This window comes from Microcystis sp. M083S1, from assembly GCF_020246405.1.
Lineage (GTDB): Bacteria > Cyanobacteriota > Cyanobacteriia > Cyanobacteriales > Microcystaceae > Microcystis > Microcystis aeruginosa_C.
Map to the genome: position 1 here is coordinate 17,436 of NZ_JADBTB010000100.1, position 18,784 is coordinate 36,219.

At 44.2% G+C, this 18,784-nt stretch carries 21 protein-coding genes; 8 read left to right on the forward strand and 13 right to left on the reverse strand.

The window, feature by feature from the left end:
- Window positions 1-9 precede the first annotated feature (9 nt).
- Together IM450_RS09945 and IM450_RS09950 are read right to left on the reverse strand one after the other, a co-directional pair.
- Window positions 10-2,403, reverse strand: a complete 2,394-nt coding sequence (locus IM450_RS09945; protein WP_287665796.1) for a DUF3769 domain-containing protein — start codon at window positions 2,401-2,403, stop codon at window positions 10-12.
- A 140-nt stretch (window positions 2,404-2,543) separates the two neighbouring features.
- Complete coding sequence (locus tag IM450_RS09950; RefSeq protein WP_002732356.1) at window positions 2,544-2,660, reverse strand: photosystem II reaction center protein I; 117 nt, start codon at window positions 2,658-2,660, stop codon at window positions 2,544-2,546.
- A gap of 383 nt (window positions 2,661-3,043) precedes the next feature.
- On the opposite strand from IM450_RS09950, the gene rsmI reads away from it, so the two are divergent.
- Window positions 3,044-3,883, forward strand: coding sequence for a 16S rRNA (cytidine(1402)-2'-O)-methyltransferase (gene rsmI, locus IM450_RS09955; protein WP_287665799.1), 840 nt, complete (start codon window positions 3,044-3,046; stop codon window positions 3,881-3,883).
- A gap of 36 nt (window positions 3,884-3,919) precedes the next feature.
- Here rsmI and IM450_RS09960 read toward each other — a convergent pair whose 3' ends face one another.
- Together IM450_RS09960 and lptB are read right to left on the reverse strand one after the other, a co-directional pair.
- Window positions 3,920-5,089 (reverse strand): LptF/LptG family permease, encoded by a 1,170-nt coding sequence (locus tag IM450_RS09960; protein ID WP_287665802.1) that lies wholly within the window; start codon window positions 5,087-5,089, stop codon window positions 3,920-3,922.
- A gap of 31 nt (window positions 5,090-5,120) precedes the next feature.
- The gene (lptB, locus tag IM450_RS09965; RefSeq protein WP_002782446.1) at window positions 5,121-5,849 is read right to left on the reverse strand and encodes an LPS export ABC transporter ATP-binding protein; all 729 of its coding nucleotides are present in this window, start codon (window positions 5,847-5,849) and stop codon (window positions 5,121-5,123) included.
- A gap of 35 nt (window positions 5,850-5,884) precedes the next feature.
- On the opposite strand from lptB, the gene IM450_RS09970 reads away from it, so the two are divergent.
- Entirely contained in the window at window positions 5,885-6,046 is a 162-nt protein-coding gene (locus IM450_RS09970) for a hypothetical protein (protein ID WP_287665804.1), read from the forward strand.
- A 14-nt stretch (window positions 6,047-6,060) separates the two neighbouring features.
- On the opposite strand, the gene IM450_RS09975 is transcribed toward IM450_RS09970, so the two are convergent.
- The 3 genes from IM450_RS09975 to IM450_RS09985 are packed head-to-tail and all read right to left on the reverse strand — an operon-like array spanning window position 6,061 to window position 7,403.
- Complete coding sequence (locus IM450_RS09975) at window positions 6,061-6,561, reverse strand: LptA/OstA family protein (RefSeq protein ID WP_287665807.1); 501 nt, start codon at window positions 6,559-6,561, stop codon at window positions 6,061-6,063.
- A 47-nt stretch (window positions 6,562-6,608) separates the two neighbouring features.
- A complete protein-coding gene (locus IM450_RS09980; protein WP_002803089.1) occupies window positions 6,609-7,034 on the reverse strand; it encodes a DUF309 domain-containing protein in 426 nt (141 codons plus the stop codon).
- 9 nt (window positions 7,035-7,043) lie between these two features.
- Entirely contained in the window at window positions 7,044-7,403 is a 360-nt protein-coding gene (locus tag IM450_RS09985) for a ferredoxin thioredoxin reductase catalytic beta subunit (protein WP_002803092.1), read from the reverse strand.
- 255 nt (window positions 7,404-7,658) lie between these two features.
- On the opposite strand from IM450_RS09985, the gene IM450_RS09990 reads away from it, so the two are divergent.
- Window positions 7,659-7,958, forward strand: a complete 300-nt coding sequence (locus IM450_RS09990) for a DUF1816 domain-containing protein (protein ID WP_002803095.1) — start codon at window positions 7,659-7,661, stop codon at window positions 7,956-7,958.
- A complete protein-coding gene (locus IM450_RS09995; RefSeq protein WP_287665811.1) occupies window positions 7,927-8,574 on the forward strand; it encodes a ComF family protein in 648 nt (215 codons plus the stop codon). Before IM450_RS09990 ends, IM450_RS09995 begins: the two co-directional genes overlap by 32 nt.
- A gap of 45 nt (window positions 8,575-8,619) precedes the next feature.
- Here IM450_RS09995 and psbX read toward each other — a convergent pair whose 3' ends face one another.
- Window positions 8,620-8,739, reverse strand: coding sequence for a photosystem II reaction center X protein (gene psbX, locus IM450_RS10000; protein ID WP_002733679.1), 120 nt, complete (start codon window positions 8,737-8,739; stop codon window positions 8,620-8,622).
- Between the two features lie 218 nt (window positions 8,740-8,957).
- Here psbX and IM450_RS10005 point away from each other — a divergent pair, with 218 nt between their 5' ends.
- On the forward strand, window positions 8,958-9,257 hold the full coding sequence (locus tag IM450_RS10005; RefSeq protein ID WP_002803105.1) for a hypothetical protein: 300 nt from the start codon (window positions 8,958-8,960) through the stop codon (window positions 9,255-9,257).
- A 248-nt stretch (window positions 9,258-9,505) separates the two neighbouring features.
- Here IM450_RS10005 and IM450_RS10010 read toward each other — a convergent pair whose 3' ends face one another.
- Together IM450_RS10010 and IM450_RS22490 are read right to left on the reverse strand one after the other, a co-directional pair.
- Window positions 9,506-10,438 carry a DNA adenine methylase gene (locus tag IM450_RS10010; RefSeq protein WP_287665814.1) on the reverse strand — a complete coding sequence of 311 codons (933 nt, stop codon included), beginning with the start codon at window positions 10,436-10,438 and terminating at the stop codon, window positions 9,506-9,508.
- Between the two features lie 15 nt (window positions 10,439-10,453).
- The gene (locus IM450_RS22490) at window positions 10,454-10,750 is read right to left on the reverse strand and encodes a type II restriction endonuclease (RefSeq protein WP_353736984.1); all 297 of its coding nucleotides are present in this window, start codon (window positions 10,748-10,750) and stop codon (window positions 10,454-10,456) included.
- Between the two features lie 287 nt (window positions 10,751-11,037).
- Here IM450_RS22490 and ftsH2 point away from each other — a divergent pair, with 287 nt between their 5' ends.
- A complete protein-coding gene (gene ftsH2, locus IM450_RS10020) occupies window positions 11,038-12,924 on the forward strand; it encodes an ATP-dependent zinc metalloprotease FtsH2 (protein ID WP_002803112.1) in 1,887 nt (628 codons plus the stop codon).
- A gap of 284 nt (window positions 12,925-13,208) precedes the next feature.
- Here the strand turns inward: ftsH2 and IM450_RS10025 are convergent, their stop codons facing one another.
- Entirely contained in the window at window positions 13,209-13,421 is a 213-nt protein-coding gene (locus IM450_RS10025; protein WP_287665817.1) for a neurohypophysial hormones like protein, read from the reverse strand.
- Window positions 13,422-13,458: 37 nt separating this feature from the next.
- Window positions 13,459-14,424 (reverse strand): DNA polymerase III subunit delta', encoded by a 966-nt coding sequence (gene holB / locus IM450_RS10030; protein ID WP_287665820.1) that lies wholly within the window; start codon window positions 14,422-14,424, stop codon window positions 13,459-13,461.
- Between the two features lie 12 nt (window positions 14,425-14,436).
- On the opposite strand from holB, the gene IM450_RS10035 reads away from it, so the two are divergent.
- Window positions 14,437-14,778: a hypothetical protein gene (locus IM450_RS10035; RefSeq protein ID WP_002734498.1), complete on the forward strand. Its 342-nt coding sequence runs from the start codon at window positions 14,437-14,439 to the stop codon at window positions 14,776-14,778.
- Between the two features lie 198 nt (window positions 14,779-14,976).
- Here IM450_RS10035 and IM450_RS10040 read toward each other — a convergent pair whose 3' ends face one another.
- Window positions 14,977-17,307 (reverse strand): heavy metal translocating P-type ATPase, encoded by a 2,331-nt coding sequence (locus tag IM450_RS10040; RefSeq protein WP_287665823.1) that lies wholly within the window; start codon window positions 17,305-17,307, stop codon window positions 14,977-14,979.
- 157 nt (window positions 17,308-17,464) lie between these two features.
- Between IM450_RS10040 and IM450_RS10045 the strand changes: the two genes are divergently transcribed.
- Window positions 17,465-18,340 carry a hypothetical protein gene (locus IM450_RS10045; protein ID WP_287665825.1) on the forward strand — a complete coding sequence of 292 codons (876 nt, stop codon included), beginning with the start codon at window positions 17,465-17,467 and terminating at the stop codon, window positions 18,338-18,340.
- Window positions 18,341-18,784: the final 444 nt, after the last annotated feature.

Genomic DNA, 18,784 nt, shown 5'->3' on the forward strand with positions numbered 1-18,784 from the left:
CATGTAGTCTTAACGGGTTACTCCATCCACCACTGGACGGACATCGCTGCCCTCAAAATAGCCGGGGTTGCCTGTCCAGTTGAAATCCGACACGCGGATGTTGAGTATTCCCAACTGCAGCACTGGGTTATAGCGCAAAATTAAACTATAGGTACGACGACTCCATTCGAGAAAATATTCTGTACTGATTTCCTTCGCTTGATCGATACTATAAATACTCTGGAAACCCACGCGAATCGGACCATATACCTGTTGAGTTATACCATAGGACATTGTTTGTTGATCAACAAAGCGATCGAAGAAAAAGGGTGATTGTCCGTTAACTAAACCCTGACTAAAACTGATATTAAACCCGGTATAGTCGAAAAAATTGCGGGAAAAACGCCCAAACTGTCCTAATAATCCCACAGTTCCCGTGACGGAATTTTGCGTCTCTCCGTTAGTGTAATAACCAGTGACACCAGTGACACCAGTGACAATAGCAATATAGGGTTGAACGGGAAGAGGAGAAAATCTTAAACCTTGGTCGGGAGTCGGTGGTAAAGTAGGGGCAGACCAGAGTAAAAAACTGCGATTGAGGGAGACAGCACCCTGAAAACGGCTTAAATTAGTAACATTATCCGTTGCATTGGCCGCTAAGAGATTACTGCGATCGGTGGGTGCGTTAATATTCTGAACAGAAGCTTGATAACTGAGTCTAATATCCGTATTCGGGATGACAATCACAGGTGAGGTCAAAATTGCCCCAAAACTGCTATTAACCGTCTGAAAACCCAAAGAACCGTTAAAGAGACGCTCGCGATAATTGTACTCCACATTGAGCAGATAGGGATCCTGCAACTGTCCGAGCGTCTGTTGAAAGCGAATTTTAGAACGAACACTATTTTCGATCTGTTCCAAATCTAAATTAGAAAAAGAGGCTGTTGCTTGCAAAAACGAGCGCTCACCGAAATTAGTGGCAAAATTGCCCAATAAACCAAAAGCTTTCGGACTAAGGGGCGAAACTTCGCCACCTCCGGGGTTAGCTGAGGGAAAAGCATCGGGATTAAGGACTTTTTGAATTAAATATTGCGGTGTCAACTCAAAAATAGTCTTCGGTGTCTCCACTAAAGTTAGGGGACTTTCTACGAAAAATCCGCCCCGATCCTCCCCATCATAGCCCGGGGCAATTAAAAAAGGACGACGACGACGGCGATCGAAAGTAAGACTATTAATAAAAGTGGGGGCCACTACCCGTTGATCGAAAACCAACTGGGAATTACTCATCCGCAACTCATCGGTAAAAGGGCCGGTACTGCGAAAAGTGGCGGAATTGGCCCGAACTTCCAATTCAGGGGGGGAAAAAGGGTCATTTGTCAGACGCACATTAGTGGCATTCCACACCTTACCATCAAAATTCAAGCGCTCGGCCTGAAAACGGACACGATTAATCGTTCCCCCCGATGGACTACTAATATTCTGTCGATCACGCCGACTGGGATCCTGTCCCCCGACGACAAATTGAAAACCCTCTCCCGTAGTGATTCTCTGCAAGGGTTGATTTAATGCCAAACGATCGGTTAGGGTTCCAAAAGAACTGCTGGCCCCCGCACCCACATCCGTGGGCAGCGTTTGTCCTAAATCCCTAGCGGTGCTGGGTTGAAAAATCTCCCCATTGGCATTAAATACCACACCGCTATCCTGGACGAAATAATATTCAAAGCGATCGCCGCGCAGGATTTGATCTCCCCGGGTTAGGATCACTTGGCCCTCCGCTACCGCTAACTTTTCGGGAAGATTAATCTGTAAGCGATCGGCCGTTAGTACACTTTGGGCAAAACGCAGGGTGACATTACCTCTAGCGGTGATAATCTGCCGATTTTGGTCAAATTCCTGCTCATCGGCCACTAATTCTAGGGGTCTTTCCCCTTCTGGATTCGCGGCCTGATCTAGGCTGTTATTGAGGGAAATCAAGTATTCTTGGCTGGTTTTTTCGCCTTTTTTCCGCACTAATATCCGAGTTAAGCCATTTTTCTGGTTAAGAGCTTTTTGATTTAATCCTGAAACTATCTCGGTTTCGGGATGAATAGTGACACCAACGGCTGCGGGGGGTGGAGAATTCCGAACAGAAAGGGGTTTTCCTAAAGCTGCCGCATCCCCCGCACTACTAGGTAAAGGTTTTAGGGGAATACCCTGATCGGGAACCAAGGGTTTTACCTCGACGGTTTCCGGGGGTGGAGTGACGGTGAGGGGAATAGAAACGCTCTCTTCTGAAGGCTTTGTTGCCTCTAGAGGTGCTGGGGTGACAGGGAGAGGAACTACAGACGTGGGAATATTTTCAGCAACTTGGCGCTCCTCCGTTTCCGGTTCGGCTACAGTATTAATCAGGGCAGGTGGTTCAACAGCTAAGATAAAAAAAGACATGACTGCACGAGTCGGCGATCAAAATAGAGGACGAGCGAACCTCATTGATACTACCATGATCATTATTTCTAGGGAGACAGGGAAAGTTTAATAACTTGTTCCCTGTGCCTTTACCCTAGAACCGGTTTGTTAATTGTCTTCTACTCAAAGTCTTTGCGTCCGGGGTTACGGGTAGGATCGCCAGAAAGGAAGCCAAAGATAAAAAGTAAGACAAAGAAGGAAACAACGATATAAACGGCGATTTTTAGGGTTAACATTACTAAGACGTTCTCCTTAGACTAGATTAATTCAATAACAGGGGTGAGCATACCTTGACCTACTTTACCCCATTTGGGCGATCCCTGAACAGAGAAAAGCGATCGGTCTTCAGTTATCAGTTATCAGTGAGCAGTTATCAGTGAGCGGTGAGCAGATGTGAGTTTTGGCTCTTCTAGGTTCTGTGTGATAAGTTTAACTTACAGAGGATTGATCGATCTTTGTGTCCTTTGTGTCTGGAGTGGTTCGTTCCACTCACTGCCCCAAGACTGTATCTTAGAATACATTTTACCCACCAAACCTGGGAGAGCCGAGTTTTTAGTTTACTGATTACTGGGTACTGATCACTTAAAATACGACTAAATAGCCTATTTTTAGCCAATTTATGAATAATATCGGTAAATTGTATGTGGTGGGAACGCCGATCGGCAATTTAGACGATCTGACTTTGCGGGCCCTGGCAACTCTCAAAAAAGTCTCTCTAATTGCTGCCGAAGATACCAGACACACGGGCAAATTATTACAGCATTTTGATATTCCAACCCCTCAAATTAGTTACCACGAACATAATCGCCTTTCCCGTCTCGATCAGTTATTAAATATTCTCAGCCAAGGTCAGGATATCGCTTTGGTTACTGATGCGGGAATGCCGGGGATTTCTGACCCGGGTTATGAGTTAATTAAAGCTTGTATAGAAGCTAATATCGAAGTGGTTCCCATCCCCGGAGTAACGGCGGTAATTACTGCTTTAGCGGTGTCGGGATTACCGACGGAAAGATTCTGTTTTGAAGGATTTCTTCCGGGTAAGGAAAAGCTGAGACAAGAGCGCTTAGAGGGTTTAAAAACTGAAACAAGAACGATGGTTTTTTATGAAGCACCTCACAAACTTATTAAGACTTTGGAGGATTTACGCGAAACTTTCGGCCCAACGAGAAAGATAGTTTTAGGTCGGGAATTAACCAAGCTTTACGAAGAAATTTGGCGAGGAACTATCGCCGAGGCGATTAATTTATATCAGGAGAATAAAACTCCTAAAGGGGAATTTACAATCGTAGTTATGGGCAAAGATAAAACCGATAATATCCAATTATCCGAGGAGGAATTAAAACGGGAATTAAAACAAATTATAGAACGGGGAGTTAGTCGATCGCAAGCCAGCAGACAATTAGCACAGGTTACTAATTTATCCCGCAGTCGTTTATACAAATTAGCCCTAGAAATTTGATGATTATCAATTTTTATTCCCACCGCTAATCCTCGATTACTTAGCCGATTGAAGTAACAAAATTCCCCCGGCAGTTAATCCTAAAATGTTGGGCAACCAAGCGGCCATCAAGGGGGTTAAAACTCCGCCAATGCCTAAGGAACTGGTGACAAAAGATAGGAGATAATAGGAGAAAATTAGGACAATACAAATACCGAAACTGGTGGCTTTGTTAGAATTTTGGGGACGCAATCCCAAGGCTGCCCCAATCATCCCAAAAACTAAACAAACAAAGGGTAAAGATATTTTCTGCTCGATTTGAACCTGTAGTTTTCTAATTTTGGTAGGATTGCCGCTTAATTGCAGTATTTTTAGGTATTCCTGCGCTTGTCTTAGGGTCATTTCTGAACCATCTCGGCCTCGAAAAGCTAAATCTAAGGGGGTACGCGGTAGGGCTAATTGTTGATGTTGAAAGCGGACAATATTACGATAGGAACCCTTAGGATCAATTAGATAAATTGTGCCGTTATAAAAATCCCAGATATTTTTTTCAATATTCCAAGAAGCTGATTCTGAGGTAATAATTTGATTAACTTCCGGTTGGGTGCGATCGAGAATGGTTAAACCTAACATTTCTTGACCGTTAAATCTTTCGGCATAAAATAACCTTCTTAATACCGTTTGGGGTTCCCCTCCATTCGCTGGCCGCACTTTGCCGTATTCAGGATAAATAATATTATCTTCAATAAAAGATTTGCGATTTGGTCGTAGGGCTTTGGTCATGGTAGCATTAGCTTCATAACTGGCAGCTGGAGCCACATAATCGTTAAAAACGTAGGTTAATCCCGTCACTATTAAACTTAGCACAATGGCGGGAATTATTAGGCGATAAACACTAATTCCAATACTTTTAAAAGCAATTAATTCGCTATCACTGGCTAAACGACTGTAGGCCATTAAAGCCGCTAAAAGTATCGACATGGGAAAGGCTAAAACGATAAACTCTGGCATTTTTAATAAGAGAATTTTTAGGGCCAAAGTAAAAGGTAAACCCGATTCAGTAATGCGTCGCACTAAATCAAATAAAGTACCGATCGCCACTCCCAAAGAAGTGAATAAACCCATACCAAATAAAAAGGGCAATAATAACTCGACAAAAATATAGCGGTCTAAGATGCTAAATCCGGGTATTCTACTTAAATTTCCTTGCCAATTGCCAACTTTCATGATATAATGCAGCGATTTTTATTAATAACAATTATCTGAAAAAATTATCACCCAAATAATACTGACGCACCAGAGGATTATTATAAAGTTCTTCGCCACTTCCCGCCGCTAAAATCTGCCCTTCGCGCATAATATAAGCCCGATTAGTGATAGCCAAAGTTTCTCGCACATTGTGATCAGTAATTAAAATTCCCATCTGACGATCCCTTAAACCAGCAATCATCGCTTGAATCTCGGACACGGCGATCGGATCCACCCCGGCGAAAGGTTCATCTAATAATAAAAATCTTGGTCCGTTGACTCCCACCGCTAAAGCGCGAGCTAATTCCGTCCTCCTTCTTTCTCCTCCGGAAACGTAGGCTCCTTTAGTGCGAACAATCTTATCGAGGCGAAATTCTTTTAATAAATCATAGAGACGATTTGCCCGTTGGGAAAAGGGAACTCCCGACTGTTCTAGGGCTAACTGAATATTTTCTGATACAGTTAAATAACGAAAAATACTGGCCTGCTGCGTCAGATAGCCAATACCCAGACGCGCCCTTTGATTAAGGGGTAATTTGGTAATTTCTTTTTGATCGAGCCAAACGCGCCCCAGATTCGGTTTAATTAATCCCGTGGCGATATAAAAAGTTGTGGTTTTTCCCGCACCATTTGGTCCTAATAACCCGACAATTTCCCCCGGGGCAACAGTAATACTCACCCGGTTAACCACGAGCCTTTTACCGTAGGATTTATGGATATTTTCTAATACTAAAGTCATCTTTATCCGGTGTTGGGAATTATGAATTATGAATTATGAATTATGAATTAGGAAGTGGGGGAATTATGAATTATGAATTAGGAAGTGGGGGAATTATGAATTATGAAGTGGGAAATGGGGAAGTGGGGACGTGGGGAAGCTGTCTCATCACCCTATCACCCCAAAACCCTATCACCCTATCTCCTCCTGAATTCTGATTCCTGACTCCTAATCACTGCGGGTTAATAATTGGAGCAGCGGGGAGGGAAGGGGAAGGTATGGGCGCGGGTGTCGGGGAGGCTGCCGGTTGGGGGGAAGTTTCGTTATCTTTGACTAAATAAATTGACTCCACCTGCTGACTGGTTTGGGGAGTAGCGATAAATCTGCCCTCATCGACAAGATAAGTCATCGTTTCGGCGCGGATACTGTTGCCTTCCTGCAAAACGTAAACGTTACCCGTCATCACTAAACGACGTTCGCGGCTAAAATACTGAGCTTGAGCGGAAGTGGCCTGCATTTTGCGAGCGGGATAGAACACTTGTACGTTACCCCGAGCAGTAATTACCCCGGTTTTTGAGTTCGCCTCCTGAATATCCGATCGCACTGTCATGGCATTACCCGGTACAATATTCTGCTGTGCTTTGACTAGGGGAGAAGTACCTAATCCCATGATTAAGCTAGTAGAAACGAGGGTAACTAGCCATCCTCTGATTTTTGCGTATCTTGCTCTCATAGAAATGTCACCTATAGACGTTTGTACTTACTAACTAATCTAGCTTTTTAGAGAACGGGATGACTTTTGAGGATTTTCGGCAGAGAACAGATAGATCGATCGAGGTGGGCATGAGGATGTTCCTGATTGCTTTTCATCGCTTCTAGCACTGCCGGTAAAGCTTGGGGATCGAGATTCTGTAAAAAGTTTAATAGATCCAAACTCTCCCCCACCAAGTGCGTCACGTTGATCCCCTCGTAATCGGGTTGATAGTGTTGCAAACGTCTAACCCCTTCTCCCAAAAGGATTACCGCTCCGCGCCAGTTATTATTTTCTAGATGGTAACAAGCGACAGCAATCTGCAAAATGCCTTGATAAAAGGTTTTTTCAGGCTCTGCGGACTCCATCCACAAAGCCTCTAGGGTATCATGACAAGCATAGAATTGCTGGCGATTAAATTCGTCGATTCCTTGCCCAAAAGCGCTGGCTGTCATTACCCTATACTAATGCCCCTTCATCGATTCGCGGACTTCTTGGATATAGTCGAGGGAAATTACCTGTTCTTCCCCAGCAAACTCGTTATCGGGGGTAATAAACAGCATACAGTGACATTCTTTCCGTTCCCGCATCGGCACACAGGGACAATTCCAGAAAGTATTTTTTACCTCCGCTTCTTTGTCTTCGTAGTGACGACAGGGACATAAAGGAGCGCCTAATTCGTCCTTATGACGCGCTAATCCCTCAATTACTACCGCTGTCACCGAGAGATCGCTACAGAAATAAGTATTTGTACCTTTAGCGTACTGTTCGGCAAACTTCTTCATCGCCTCAAGACTCTTATCCGTGTCCGTGATCTGGCTCATAGTTATCTGATCCCCTTAGCTTTCTACAAAAAAACTCTTTACTATCCTATCTCGATCCGCTTCCCCTTGGCTGAGGGGAATTTTTAGAATCTCTTTTGATTTTGCGACCGATCCCCTTGTTAATCTAATACGATAAAAAGACTCTCTTTGGCCAAAAGCTCGACTTTTTGGCCAGCAGATCGGAATTATAGGGGCAAAGTTCCTCAAAACCTGTCCTTGATTCCTGCAATCCCTGTCCCCTATCACTACCAGAACATGATTTTATCTTTCTTGGAGACAAATAAAATTTCTGACGATAACACGCCTTGGTGGCTGAAAATTACCTCCCTTTATCCCCACTGTATCTACTATTTTGGTCCCTTTGCTTCTTTTGAGGAAGCACAACAGCATCAGGGGGGTTATCTACAGGATATAGAGTCCGAAGGAGCGCAAGGGATTAGTCTTTCGATCGAGCGGAGTAATCCCCATTATTTGACCGTTTTTGACGATGGAAATCAGCATCTAGCTAAAACTTTCGCTTCCCATGCTCGAACCTTTTCTCGCTTTATTTCTTAAGTCTCCCTGTCCTCTTTGTCAACGGCAGAGCGATCGAGAGCTTTGCCGTGATTGTGAGGGACAATTACAGGCCTATCGTCAGAATAACCCGCTTTTTCTCTGGCGTGGTTCTATTCCCCTGTTTATCTGGGGACGCTATGAAGGTAAATTAAAACAGGCGATCGCTAAAATGAAATATGATCGCCATCCCGCTCTCGGCTCTTTGCTAGGCAGTTGCATGGGGGAAACTTGGCTGCTTCGTCCTCCCCTCACCGATAAACGTTTGACGGTGATTCCTATCCCTCTCCACCCAGAAAGATTAAAGGAAAGGGGTTTTAATCAAGCAGAAGTCATTGGCGAAGGTTTTTGTCGTTTAACCGGTTATCCTCTGGCTAGTCGCGGATTAATTCGGATTAAGAACACGGCAGCTTTATTTAGTCTGGCAGCCGAGGAAAGAAAAAAGACGATGCAAGCGGCTTTTCAACTGGGGAAAAATTTACCCAAATCAGTGCCGATTCTCTTAATTGACGATATTTATACCACAGGAACCACGATCGAGGAAGCTGTGCAGGTTTTACGCACAGAGGGATATCGGGTAGTCGGTGCGATCGCTGTTGCCAGTTCCAAAATCAGCTAAAATGCCCAGACGGAATCGGTCTAGGCATTTTAGGGTTAAATTAAATTAAGTGCGTTTGATCTTGTCGTATTGACTGATGAAAATCAAACCGATAGTGGCGGGGATCAGGACGATAACCGCACCTAAAACAAGGCTCCAGAGAAAGTTAGCTAAAGAGGGTGTCATGATAGATAAATCCTTTGTCATATTTTCAAAGACTTAGTTTTTTATCTTATCACCTTGGGCGAGAAGGCCCCCAGTTCCACGACCAGATAAATGCGATCGCAGGTTTTATATGTCTTCAATCGCTGAAAATAAAATCTCCCTTGACTTCTCAAGGAGATAGGGATGTTTGACAATGGGTGATAGTTACAAAAGTTCACACTAGACTGGCAAAGATTTTTATGGCTACTGACGATCGCAAACGGCGCATTCTCGATCATCTCTCCAGAAGTACCACTGGTGCTGACTATATTCCCCAAAAACCGCTGCCAATTGTGGAAACTCCCCCGGTGGCAGCGGAACCTGTGGCAGCGCCGCCTCCAGTAACTCCTTCACCGGAATTAACCGCTAAAGAGCGCAAAAGAAAGATAATGTCCCATCTTTCCATGAGTAGTGAAGATTTTGGCGAAATTACTAGCACTACCCCCCAAGAAAAGCGTAAACGCCAAATTAACGACCATCTGCGCCAAAGCCAAGGATAAATAGGGTTTGCGGCAAAAAGTCTTTCGTGGAGGCAGGGTGTGGGGTGTGGGGTGTAGGGTTTTACCGATTTTGAGGGAGTCAATTACCTAATTTTTAGGGAAAAAGTCCCTGAATTTTCCCCCCAATCACTCCAATGGTCGGCACTTTTTGAGGGAAAAAAAGTCTAAAAACTTTGTTGGATAAGGTTTTTAGATTTATTCAGCAAACCCTAAATAGTAAGGAGTGAGAATTAGCAACTAGGCATCTTCTAGACTGTTCTCACTCCCTCATTTTCTGCTGTCGATGGCAATAATGACAGTTGTTGCAAATCAGTTCCTCGCTCTGGCAACAAGGGAATGTTAAAGTTAGTAATGAGCGCTTCGGTGATCGGATGACGTAATTTTTCTGTGGAACCCACATGATAAAAATGCTGTTTAGTATAGATATAAAACTTATCAGCACTCCAATTTTTTTTAATTAAAGGATTGCTTCTAAACTGATTACTGTGCCAAGTGGACAAAATAAACCGACAAGAAATATCCTTTAAAATAGTCACCAAACAATCTTCATCCTCTTGAGACCAAGAGTTAAAATAATCGGTGTGTCTCCCTAAATAAGGAGGATCGAGATAGATCAAGTCTGTTTTTTGCCAATTAGATAAAGTCTCTCGAAAGTCAGCAACTTGAAAATTATAATCAGTTTTAATAAGAATATTTTCTAGGGCAATAACTTGATTGACTATTTTGGTAATATATGCTTGAGAAAATCGTTCTGATTTATGACAGTAAGGTACGTTAAACTGTCCCTTACGATTGAATCTCATCACGCCATTAAAACAGGAGCGATTGAGAAATAAAAAATCTAGAGAATTAGGAGCTTGATTAAATCTTTCTCGTACTTGATAATAATAACTTTCTCCCTGCTCCTTAAGAACTTGACCATTTTCTTGCAAAAAAAGCTTCACAGTTTTACTGGTAATAAATTGATTTTTTAGATTATTATAAAACTGGATAATATGAGTATTTGTGTCCGCAAGTAAAGCCTTTTTGGGATTAATATTAAAAGCCACCACCCCCGATCCAGAAAAGGGTTCTATCCAACGCCCAAAGCTCAGATCAGACACAATATTTTTAACATCTTTTACCAATTTAGTTTTAATTCCTTGACACTTAATCGGTGGCACAAGTGGCGTTAACTTCACTAAACACTCTCCTCATCAATAGTAATTTCTATCCACAGCAAACTTAGCTCCTGTTGGCTCGTGAATAAAGGTCAAATCAGGGTAAAAATTTTGTTGAGATACTAACTCTATCTTTAATTGGTTACATCTAGCAAAATTATCAAATATGGGAAAAAGAAGCAATTCTAATATCTTAGAGATGATTTTCGTATCAATAGATATAGTATATACCTTGAGGCAGTTTAAATTCAGTACAGCTGATCCCAGAAACCATGAGACTCTTGTTAGAACAAATGAACCAAAAAAATCTGGCTCTTCTCGGTTCTGTGTGATAAGTTTAACTTACATAGAAGCGATCAATCTTTGTGTCCTTTGTGTCTTTGTGGGTCGTTCCACCCCCCCGCTAGGAGGAATGTATCTTAGAATACATTTTACCCACCAAACCCAAGAGAGCCAAAATCTCTCGTCACCATTCTTGTCAGAATTATGAGAATTACGTTACATTTAGTTAAGATTTAATTGGCTGCGGGGATTAATCTCGAAAAAATAACCTAAAATCCTTGACAAAAACAGCTAAATGAGTTAAGCAAAAATCTTTATCCTAGAACCACTAAACAAACATGAAACTATCCTGGAAAACGATTTTACTGTGGACATTGCCCGCCCTTGTGGTCGGTTTTTTCCTCTGGCAAGGCACTTTTGCCACCGCCACCAGTAATATCGGCAATAACACCGCCACTACCCGCATGACCTACGGACGCTTTCTAGAATACCTAGACAGTGGTAGGGTTGTTAGCGTCGATCTCTACGAAGGGGGCAGAACCGCGATCGTACAGGCCCTAGATCCAGAACTAGAAAACCGAGTACAACGCCTACGGGTCGATTTACCGGCCAATTCCCCGGATTTGATCGCCCGTTTACGCGATTCTAAAATTAGTTTCGATGCTCACCCGATGCGGAATGAAAGCGCTTGGTGGGGATTCCTCGGTAATCTACTTTTCCCCTTTTTGCTGATTGCCGCTCTCTTTTTCCTGTTCCGCCGTTCTAATAATATCCCAGGCGGTCCGGGTCAAGCGATGAGTTTTGGTAAATCAAAAGCTCGCTTCCAGATGGAAGCAAAAACCGGCATCACCTTTGATGATGTGGCGGGAATTGACGAAGCGAAGGAAGAATTACAGGAAGTCGTCACTTTCCTCAAACAACCGGAGAAATTTACCGCCGTCGGGGCCAAAATCCCCAAAGGAGTCCTGTTAGTTGGTCCTCCTGGTACGGGTAAAACCCTGTTGGCTAAAGCGATCGCCGGTGAAGCGGGTGTACCTTTCTTCAGCATTTCCGGTTCGGAATTTGTGGAAATGTTCGTCGGTGTCGGTGCTTCTCGCGTGCGCGATTTGTTCAAAAAAGCCAAGGAAAATGCTCCCTGTTTAATCTTTATCGATGAAATTGACGCGGTAGGTCGTCAACGGGGTGCCGGTATCGGTGGTGGTAACGATGAACGGGAACAAACCCTAAACCAATTATTGACAGAAATGGACGGTTTCGAGGGGAATACGGGAATTATCATCATTGCCGCCACTAACCGCCCCGATGTTCTCGATTCCGCTCTCATGCGTCCGGGCCGTTTTGATCGGCAAATAACCGTGGATGCGCCCGATTTTAAAGGTCGTTTAGAGATTTTAGACGTTCACGCCCGCAATAAAAAGCTGGCCAACGACGTTTCCATCGAAGCGATCGCCCGTCGCACTCCGGGGTTCAGTGGAGCAGATTTAGCCAATTTACTGAACGAAGCGGCAATTTTAACCGCCCGTCGTCGTAAAGATGCCATTACCCTCCTAGAGATAGATGACGCGGTAGATCGCGTTATCGCCGGTATGGAAGGCACTCCTTTAGTCGATAGCAAGAGCAAGCGCTTAATCGCTTACCATGAAGTGGGCCATGCGATCGTGGGTACGCTCTTAAAAGATCACGATCCCGTCCAGAAAGTGACTCTGATTCCCCGGGGACAGGCCCAGGGTTTAACTTGGTTCACTCCCAACGAAGAACAGGGTTTAACCACGAAAGCGCAGTTAATGGCCCGGATTTCCGGTGCTTTAGGTGGTCGCGCAGCCGAGGAAGAAATCTTCGGCTATGATGAGGTGACTACCGGTGCCGGTGGTGATTTACAGCAAGTTTCTGATATGGCCCGCCAGATGGTGACTCGTTTCGGGATGAGCGATTTGGGTCCTTTGTCCCTAGAAAGTCAAGGGGGTGAGGTGTTCCTCGGTGGCGGTTTGATGACTCGTTCCGAGTATTCTGAGAAGGTCGCTACTCGCATCGATGATCAGGTGCGATCGATCGTGGAACACTGTCATGAAATTTCTCGGCAAATTGTCCGGGATCATCGCGAAGTGATCGATCGAGTGGTGGACCTGCTGATCGAAAAAGAAACGATCGATGGGGGAGAATTCCGGCAGATTGTGGCTGAATACGCCTACGTTCCCGAAAAAGAACAGTTTGTACCACAGTTATAGGTTGATTTCAATCTATATGCGATCGGGTGGGTTAAGGCTCACCCGATTTTTTTATGCTAGGGATTTAGTTATGGCTTGCTGAATAATGGTAAAACCCTTGTGGGTTAAGACTTTTAGAGTTTTTGTAAATCAAAAAGTACCAGATATGGGAGTGATCGGGGGGAAAATTCAGGGACTTTTTCCCTGAAAATTAGGTAATTGACCCCTTCAAAATCGGTAAAACCCTACACCCCACACCCCACACCCCACACCCTGCCCCCAAGAAAAACTTTTTGCCGCAAACCCTAGTCATCATCATCGTCATCGCCTTTATTCTGGTCATTATCACCGTCTTTTTGCTGCTTTTCCCCGTCTTCATCGCTATCTTCGTTTTTTTGGGGGGATTCCACCGCAGGAGAGCCATTTTTCGGTTCTTCGGCTTCTTTTCCTCCCTGACAAGCGCCTAAAACCGTAGTCAAGGTTAACAGAATCAGCAAAACTAAGGATTTGATTTTCATGGTCTTTCTCCCCACTCGATCGATAAATATAACAATTTTAAGGCTTTTGGGCGGTGGATAGCTTGGCTAATGCCAAGAAAGTGCATTCCCAGACTAAACGGGGTTGAACGTAGGCTAACAGCTGCCGGCGGGTTTTTTCCAAGATTTCTAAAATCGATCGCTCTCGTCGTCGTTGCCAATCCTCATACTGAAGATAACTCACATACCATAATTGGGTTTCCGTGTCAAGATTTTGAGCGATAATTTTGGCTAATTCCAGTGCTTGGGAGAGTTTTAGGGGAAATTTGCCGGAAGATCGCGGTAAATCTTGGGGGAGACTGTCGAGAAATTCTAAAGCAGCGATCGCTTCTCCGGGGCTACCTTGGGCTAAACCGAGAATTGCCGGATAATTGAGAACGCGAGCGTGTCCGTTAGAGCGGAGGACTTGAGCGAGATTTTCTTCCGAAAGACGCTGAAAAGGGATATGTTGACAGCGAGAAACGAGAGTCGGTAGTAAAGAGGAGGGACTGGGAGCAATCAGGATTAAAGTGGCTTTCCCCGGTTCCTCAAGCGTTTTTAAGAGCGCATTTGCCGCCGATTCCGTCATGGTGTCTGCTTCCTCGATCACCACCACAGAGCGGGCCGATTCCAGGGGAGGACGACTTAAAAAGTTAGTAATCTCGCGAATTTGTTCGATGCGGATTTGCGGGGGGGCTTTACGCTTGAGATTGCTTTCCTGTGCTTCTTTTGCGGTGAGCAGTTTGCCTTGGTGTTGATAAGTGGGTTCAATCCAGAGTAAATCGGGATGATTGCCCCCTAAAAAGCGTTTCAGGATTAATTCCCTTGTTTCTGGAGATCGATCTCTAGTTAACAAGTCTTGACAGAAACATTTTGCGGCCAGATTGCGTCCGATCCCCCTAGCGCCGGCGAATAAGTAAGCGGGAGCGATCGAATTGACTTCAAGCGCTCTTTGTAGTAGTTCAATGGCCTGATTTTGACCGATTAACCTTGACCAATTTATCATCTTTTCCCTGCCATGGCTCGCTATTGCTGTTCCTATTTTGTCGGGATTTCTCCTCATCAGACCGGGTTTTTATACGATGATATATTAAGTTTGGGTGAATTTGAAATCATCAAGCGCCGGACCGATGTCTTGCTTTTATCGGAAGTTCCTAACGATGCTTTCTTTCCCCAGTTAGTGAAAGTGGAATTGTTTATTCATCCTCCCACTAGCTCGGAACTTCAGATCGATTTATTGGTAAAAAATCATGAATTGCCCCTGAGAACTAATAATCGTTGTCGGCGATTTTTTGAATCTATTCACCAGATTATTACCAACAATTATCAAGGCCAATCCCTGACCAGAATTACCGCTTAACCCGATTTGTTCCTGTCTCCGTCAACTGACAAAGACAGGGACAAAATACCATCTTGGCTCTCTTGGGTAACGAACCACAAAGACACAGAATACACAGAGATTGATCGCTCCTGTATCAGTGAAACTTATCACACAAAGAATAAGAGAGTCGCTCTTTTTGGTGCTTGATGGATTTATCGAGAAAAAATCGGCATTGCTTTAATTTTTGCATTCCTGCGTCGATTTGAGTGGGGGAAATTGACGACGTAAAAGCAAGGAATTACTCACTACCATAACCGAACTAAAAGCCATTAAAGCTGCTGCTAGGGCCGGACTGAAAGCTAGACCCCAACGGGGTAGTAATAAACCACCAGCAATGGGAATAGCAAAGGTATTATAACCCAAAGCCCAAAAAAGATTTTGTCGGATTTTTTGCCATGTGGCCAGACTTAAATGCAGAGATTGCACCACATCCTCCAGGCGATCGCTAATTAAAACGATCCCGGCTGTTTCCATGGCCACCTCCGTGCCACCGGCCAGAGCAATACCGATGTTAGCCTGTCCTAGTGCAGGAGCATCATTGATACCATCCCCGACCATAGCCACGATTTTGCCCTCTTTTGTCTGTAGGTCGGCAATTAAGGCGGATTTTTCGGTGGGGGCAACTTCGGCATAAAATTGGCTAATACCTAAACTATTAGCGATCGCTGTCACCACTTCTTGGCGATCACCACTGAGTAAAATCACCTCTAAACCGAGTTTTTGTAACTGATTCACGGTTGTTTGAGCATCGGGACGTAATCGATCCTGAAAAGCGATCGCGCCGAGTAATTGTTCTTCCATCCCCAGATAAATCACCGTTTTACCCGCTTGTAAAAGCTCTTGAATCCCCCTGATAGTTTCATCGATTTTAATGCCGTTCTGCGCCAACCATTGCCGATTTCCTAGAACAATTTTCGACCCCTGCACCCTTGCAGAAACTCCCAATCCGGCCACAGTTTGAAAATCTTCCCCCGTCAGATTAGTAGGAGGAGTAACCGCGTCTAAAATCGCCTGAGCAAGAGGATGATTAGTGCCACTCTCCACTACTGCCGCTAATTGTTGAATTTCCAGGGAATTAAGGATAGAAAAACTCAAACAATCGGTAATTTCTGGATGACCTTGGCTAAGGGTTCCCGTTTTGTCAAAAACCACCGTTTGCAGTTGCGAGACGGTTTCCAAAACATCACCCCCTTTAATCAAAATACCCCTTTCGGCTGCTAAACTGGTTCCCACCAGTAGGGCCGTCGGTGTGGCTAAACCGAGAGCGCAGGGACAAGCGACCACAAGTACAGAAATCGCTAATTTTAGGGACAAAAGTAGGGGAGAAGTGGGTTGAATCATCTCGTGGTGTCCTGTGGTTGACCCTAACACCTCTGGAAAGAGCCTAGTTCCCCAAAAATACCAAAAGAGCAGCACAATTAGGGCAATTATCATCACTCCGTAGGCAAAATAACCCGCTACCCGGTCCGCTATCTTCTGCACCGGGGCCTTGCGAGTTTGGGCTGATTCCACGGCTGCGATAATCTTAGCTAGGGTGGTATCGGTCCCCACCTGACGAGTTTGCACAGCGATCGCACCAGAGAGATTGAAACTGCCAGCAATGACTAGATCTCCCATTTCCTTAACCACCGGCAGCGATTCCCCCGTTAATAAAGCTTCATCTACCGTGGTTCTTCCCTGAATAATCTCCCCATCCACGGGAATTTTTTCCCCGGGTAAGACGCGCACCCATTCCCCGACGCGCAACTGTTCCACGGGAATGGCCACGCCCACACGGTCATCTGTACTACCAATCAGGTGAGCCACTGCCGGTTGTAGGGAGGTAAGCGCTTCTAAGTCTGCGGCTGCGCGATGACGGGAATGCGCTTCTAGAGTCCGTCCGAGGAGAATAAACCCTAACAGCATGACCGGTTCATCAAAAAAGCACTCTAGACCGAGATTAGGAAAGATAAGAGCCAAACAACTGGCTATATAGGCGCTACCTGTGCCTAAACTAACGAGAGTGTTCATATTTGGCATTCCGTGCCGTAATCCCCGCCAACCATCGATGAAAATATCGCGGCCGGGGAATAAAATGGCTAGGGTGGCTAAAGTCCAGTGAAAAGCAATACTTTGAAGGATGGGGATTTCCGGTCCCCCGATGTGGTGTAAGTGACCAATCAGGGAAAAAACCAGTAAACAACAAGCGATCGCTAATCGGTATAATTGTTGTTGCCGTTCTTTTTGTTGGTTTTGCCGACGTTGATTTTGTTGAGAAAGGGGAGTCGATGAGCTGCGCGGTTGGGTGGGGAATCCAATCGCGGTTAATTTTGCGGCTAACTGCTCTGGTGCGATCGCATCCGGTTGGTATTCAATCACGGCAATTTCCGTGATTAGGTTAACCTGGGCCGATTTTACCCCTTGATTTTGGCTGAGTTGTCTTTCTACGGCACTCACACAGCCGGCGCATTTCATGCCTTTTACGTCTAGAGTAGCGGTTTTTAGTCCAGTTTCGGCGGCTAGGATCATAGAAAAAGTAGGCAAGGATGGTCTTTACTTCTATCCTAGAAATTCTCGGCCGATTTTTAAACTATTTTGGCGATCTCTTCCGGATCCATTCTCGATCGGTAATAGTTAGACTACAATACTGTCAACTTAGTCAAAAGATTACAAAGGTGGTAATGATATGCGGCGTTATCTCAGAGAAGCATGGGAGGATATATCAAAGGGTGAAAACCTTGAACTATACGCAACCATTACTACTTCGTTAGTAATTACCATACTAAACTTGTTGGGTATTAAGGAGGTGGAGTCTAAATTAAGTGCGATAGTTTTAGCACTTCTAGGCTTTATAGCAGGCTCTCTACTATCAAATCGAAAAGCAACAAACAATGTTCAATCATCTACCAACGACTTAAAAGCAGAAATTATCAATTTCAGAAAAGCAATTAACAGCGGAAACCTTAAAATAAATCAACAAGATATTCTTTATAAAGAGCTTATTGAATGGATTAATCAAAATAAAACTCCTGAAAAGATAACTTTCATTCAACATTCAGGAGTTTTACTTAGGGATAACATCCTTGATCCTCTCATGCGCTTAAACACGAAGATTATTCTTTATCAACAGTGCGATGAAATCTGGGATAAGCTTAATTTAGGTGGAGATACAAAGGATAGGATTTTACAAGTTCCAAAGGAATTGCATCTCAGAGAACGTAACAACCGAAATGATCCTGATAATCGCTATAAGGCTCATCTCTACATAAAACGCTTTTATTCCCCTGCATCTGTTAGGGCTGTCTTGGTTGATAGCGATGTATTAATTATAAGTTGGTACGTTTATTCTCAAGACGACGAAGGAAAAACAAACATAAAAGGCTCAGAATATCCCGGATTAATGGTTTTCAAAGAAACGACTGAATTTGATATGTTGCAGAGGATACTGGAAACAATCTGTGAAGATCTTGACAAAGAATGTTTAGATCAACCTGAAAATTATCCAGGATCTCAGTTAATTCATATACACGAAGCTAAACCCCATTCACAGGGACAACCGTAGCTGTAGGGTGCGTTAATGAAATGTAACGCACCTTATCTAATGTTCAAAATTCCTGCGTTAGGCTGACGCTAACACACCCTACTGGGCTGACACAGCTAAAATAGGGCAATAGATAAGCTCAACTGAGGACATCAATCATGGGAAGATGTAGGCGAGATAAAGTTCATCTGACAGTCGCACAACGAGAAAACTTTGAACAAATCAGTGGGGAAGGGTTCATAACAGAGTACGCTAATCGGCATAACACGCTTATCGTAATATTATACGGAAAACTTCTTGCGATCGCTCCATTTGAGTGTAATATACGGAAAGATTCTTTTAAAAATGCGTATTTGGCGTGATATACGGAAAATTTCCGCATAATATATAGTTGGGCTGCTTCATTCCTCAGTTCAGTAAGGAAATGGTTTAGGTTACTTGTCAGAGCGCTGAGTTAAGTCAGTG

What these genes read in the sequence shown, in the direction of transcription:
- IM450_RS09945 (WP_287665796.1), bottom strand. Translation starts at nt 2,403, where the DNA reads ATGTCTTTTTTTATCTTAGCTGTTGAACCACCTGCCCTGATTAATACT.
- IM450_RS09950 (WP_002732356.1), bottom strand. Translation starts at nt 2,660, where the DNA reads ATGTTAACCCTAAAAATCGCCGTTTATATCGTTGTTTCCTTCTTTGTC.
- rsmI (WP_287665799.1), top strand. Translation starts at nt 3,044, where the DNA reads ATGAATAATATCGGTAAATTGTATGTGGTGGGAACGCCGATCGGCAAT.
- IM450_RS09960 (WP_287665802.1), bottom strand. Translation starts at nt 5,089, where the DNA reads ATGAAAGTTGGCAATTGGCAAGGAAATTTAAGTAGAATACCCGGATTT.
- lptB (WP_002782446.1), bottom strand. Translation starts at nt 5,849, where the DNA reads ATGACTTTAGTATTAGAAAATATCCATAAATCCTACGGTAAAAGGCTC.
- IM450_RS09970 (WP_287665804.1), top strand. Translation starts at nt 5,885, where the DNA reads ATGAATTATGAATTAGGAAGTGGGGGAATTATGAATTATGAATTAGGA.
- IM450_RS09975 (WP_287665807.1), bottom strand. Translation starts at nt 6,561, where the DNA reads ATGAGAGCAAGATACGCAAAAATCAGAGGATGGCTAGTTACCCTCGTT.
- IM450_RS09980 (WP_002803089.1), bottom strand. Translation starts at nt 7,034, where the DNA reads ATGACAGCCAGCGCTTTTGGGCAAGGAATCGACGAATTTAATCGCCAG.
- IM450_RS09985 (WP_002803092.1), bottom strand. Translation starts at nt 7,403, where the DNA reads ATGAGCCAGATCACGGACACGGATAAGAGTCTTGAGGCGATGAAGAAG.
- IM450_RS09990 (WP_002803095.1), top strand. Translation starts at nt 7,659, where the DNA reads ATGATTTTATCTTTCTTGGAGACAAATAAAATTTCTGACGATAACACG.
- IM450_RS09995 (WP_287665811.1), top strand. Translation starts at nt 7,927, where the DNA reads ATGCTCGAACCTTTTCTCGCTTTATTTCTTAAGTCTCCCTGTCCTCTT.
- psbX (WP_002733679.1), bottom strand. Translation starts at nt 8,739, where the DNA reads ATGACACCCTCTTTAGCTAACTTTCTCTGGAGCCTTGTTTTAGGTGCG.
- IM450_RS10005 (WP_002803105.1), top strand. Translation starts at nt 8,958, where the DNA reads ATGGCTACTGACGATCGCAAACGGCGCATTCTCGATCATCTCTCCAGA.
- ftsH2 (WP_002803112.1), top strand. Translation starts at nt 11,038, where the DNA reads ATGAAACTATCCTGGAAAACGATTTTACTGTGGACATTGCCCGCCCTT.
- IM450_RS10025 (WP_287665817.1), bottom strand. Translation starts at nt 13,421, where the DNA reads ATGAAAATCAAATCCTTAGTTTTGCTGATTCTGTTAACCTTGACTACG.
- holB (WP_287665820.1), bottom strand. Translation starts at nt 14,424, where the DNA reads ATGATAAATTGGTCAAGGTTAATCGGTCAAAATCAGGCCATTGAACTA.
- IM450_RS10035 (WP_002734498.1), top strand. Translation starts at nt 14,437, where the DNA reads ATGGCTCGCTATTGCTGTTCCTATTTTGTCGGGATTTCTCCTCATCAG.
- IM450_RS10040 (WP_287665823.1), bottom strand. Translation starts at nt 17,307, where the DNA reads ATGATCCTAGCCGCCGAAACTGGACTAAAAACCGCTACTCTAGACGTA.
- IM450_RS10045 (WP_287665825.1), top strand. Translation starts at nt 17,465, where the DNA reads ATGCGGCGTTATCTCAGAGAAGCATGGGAGGATATATCAAAGGGTGAA.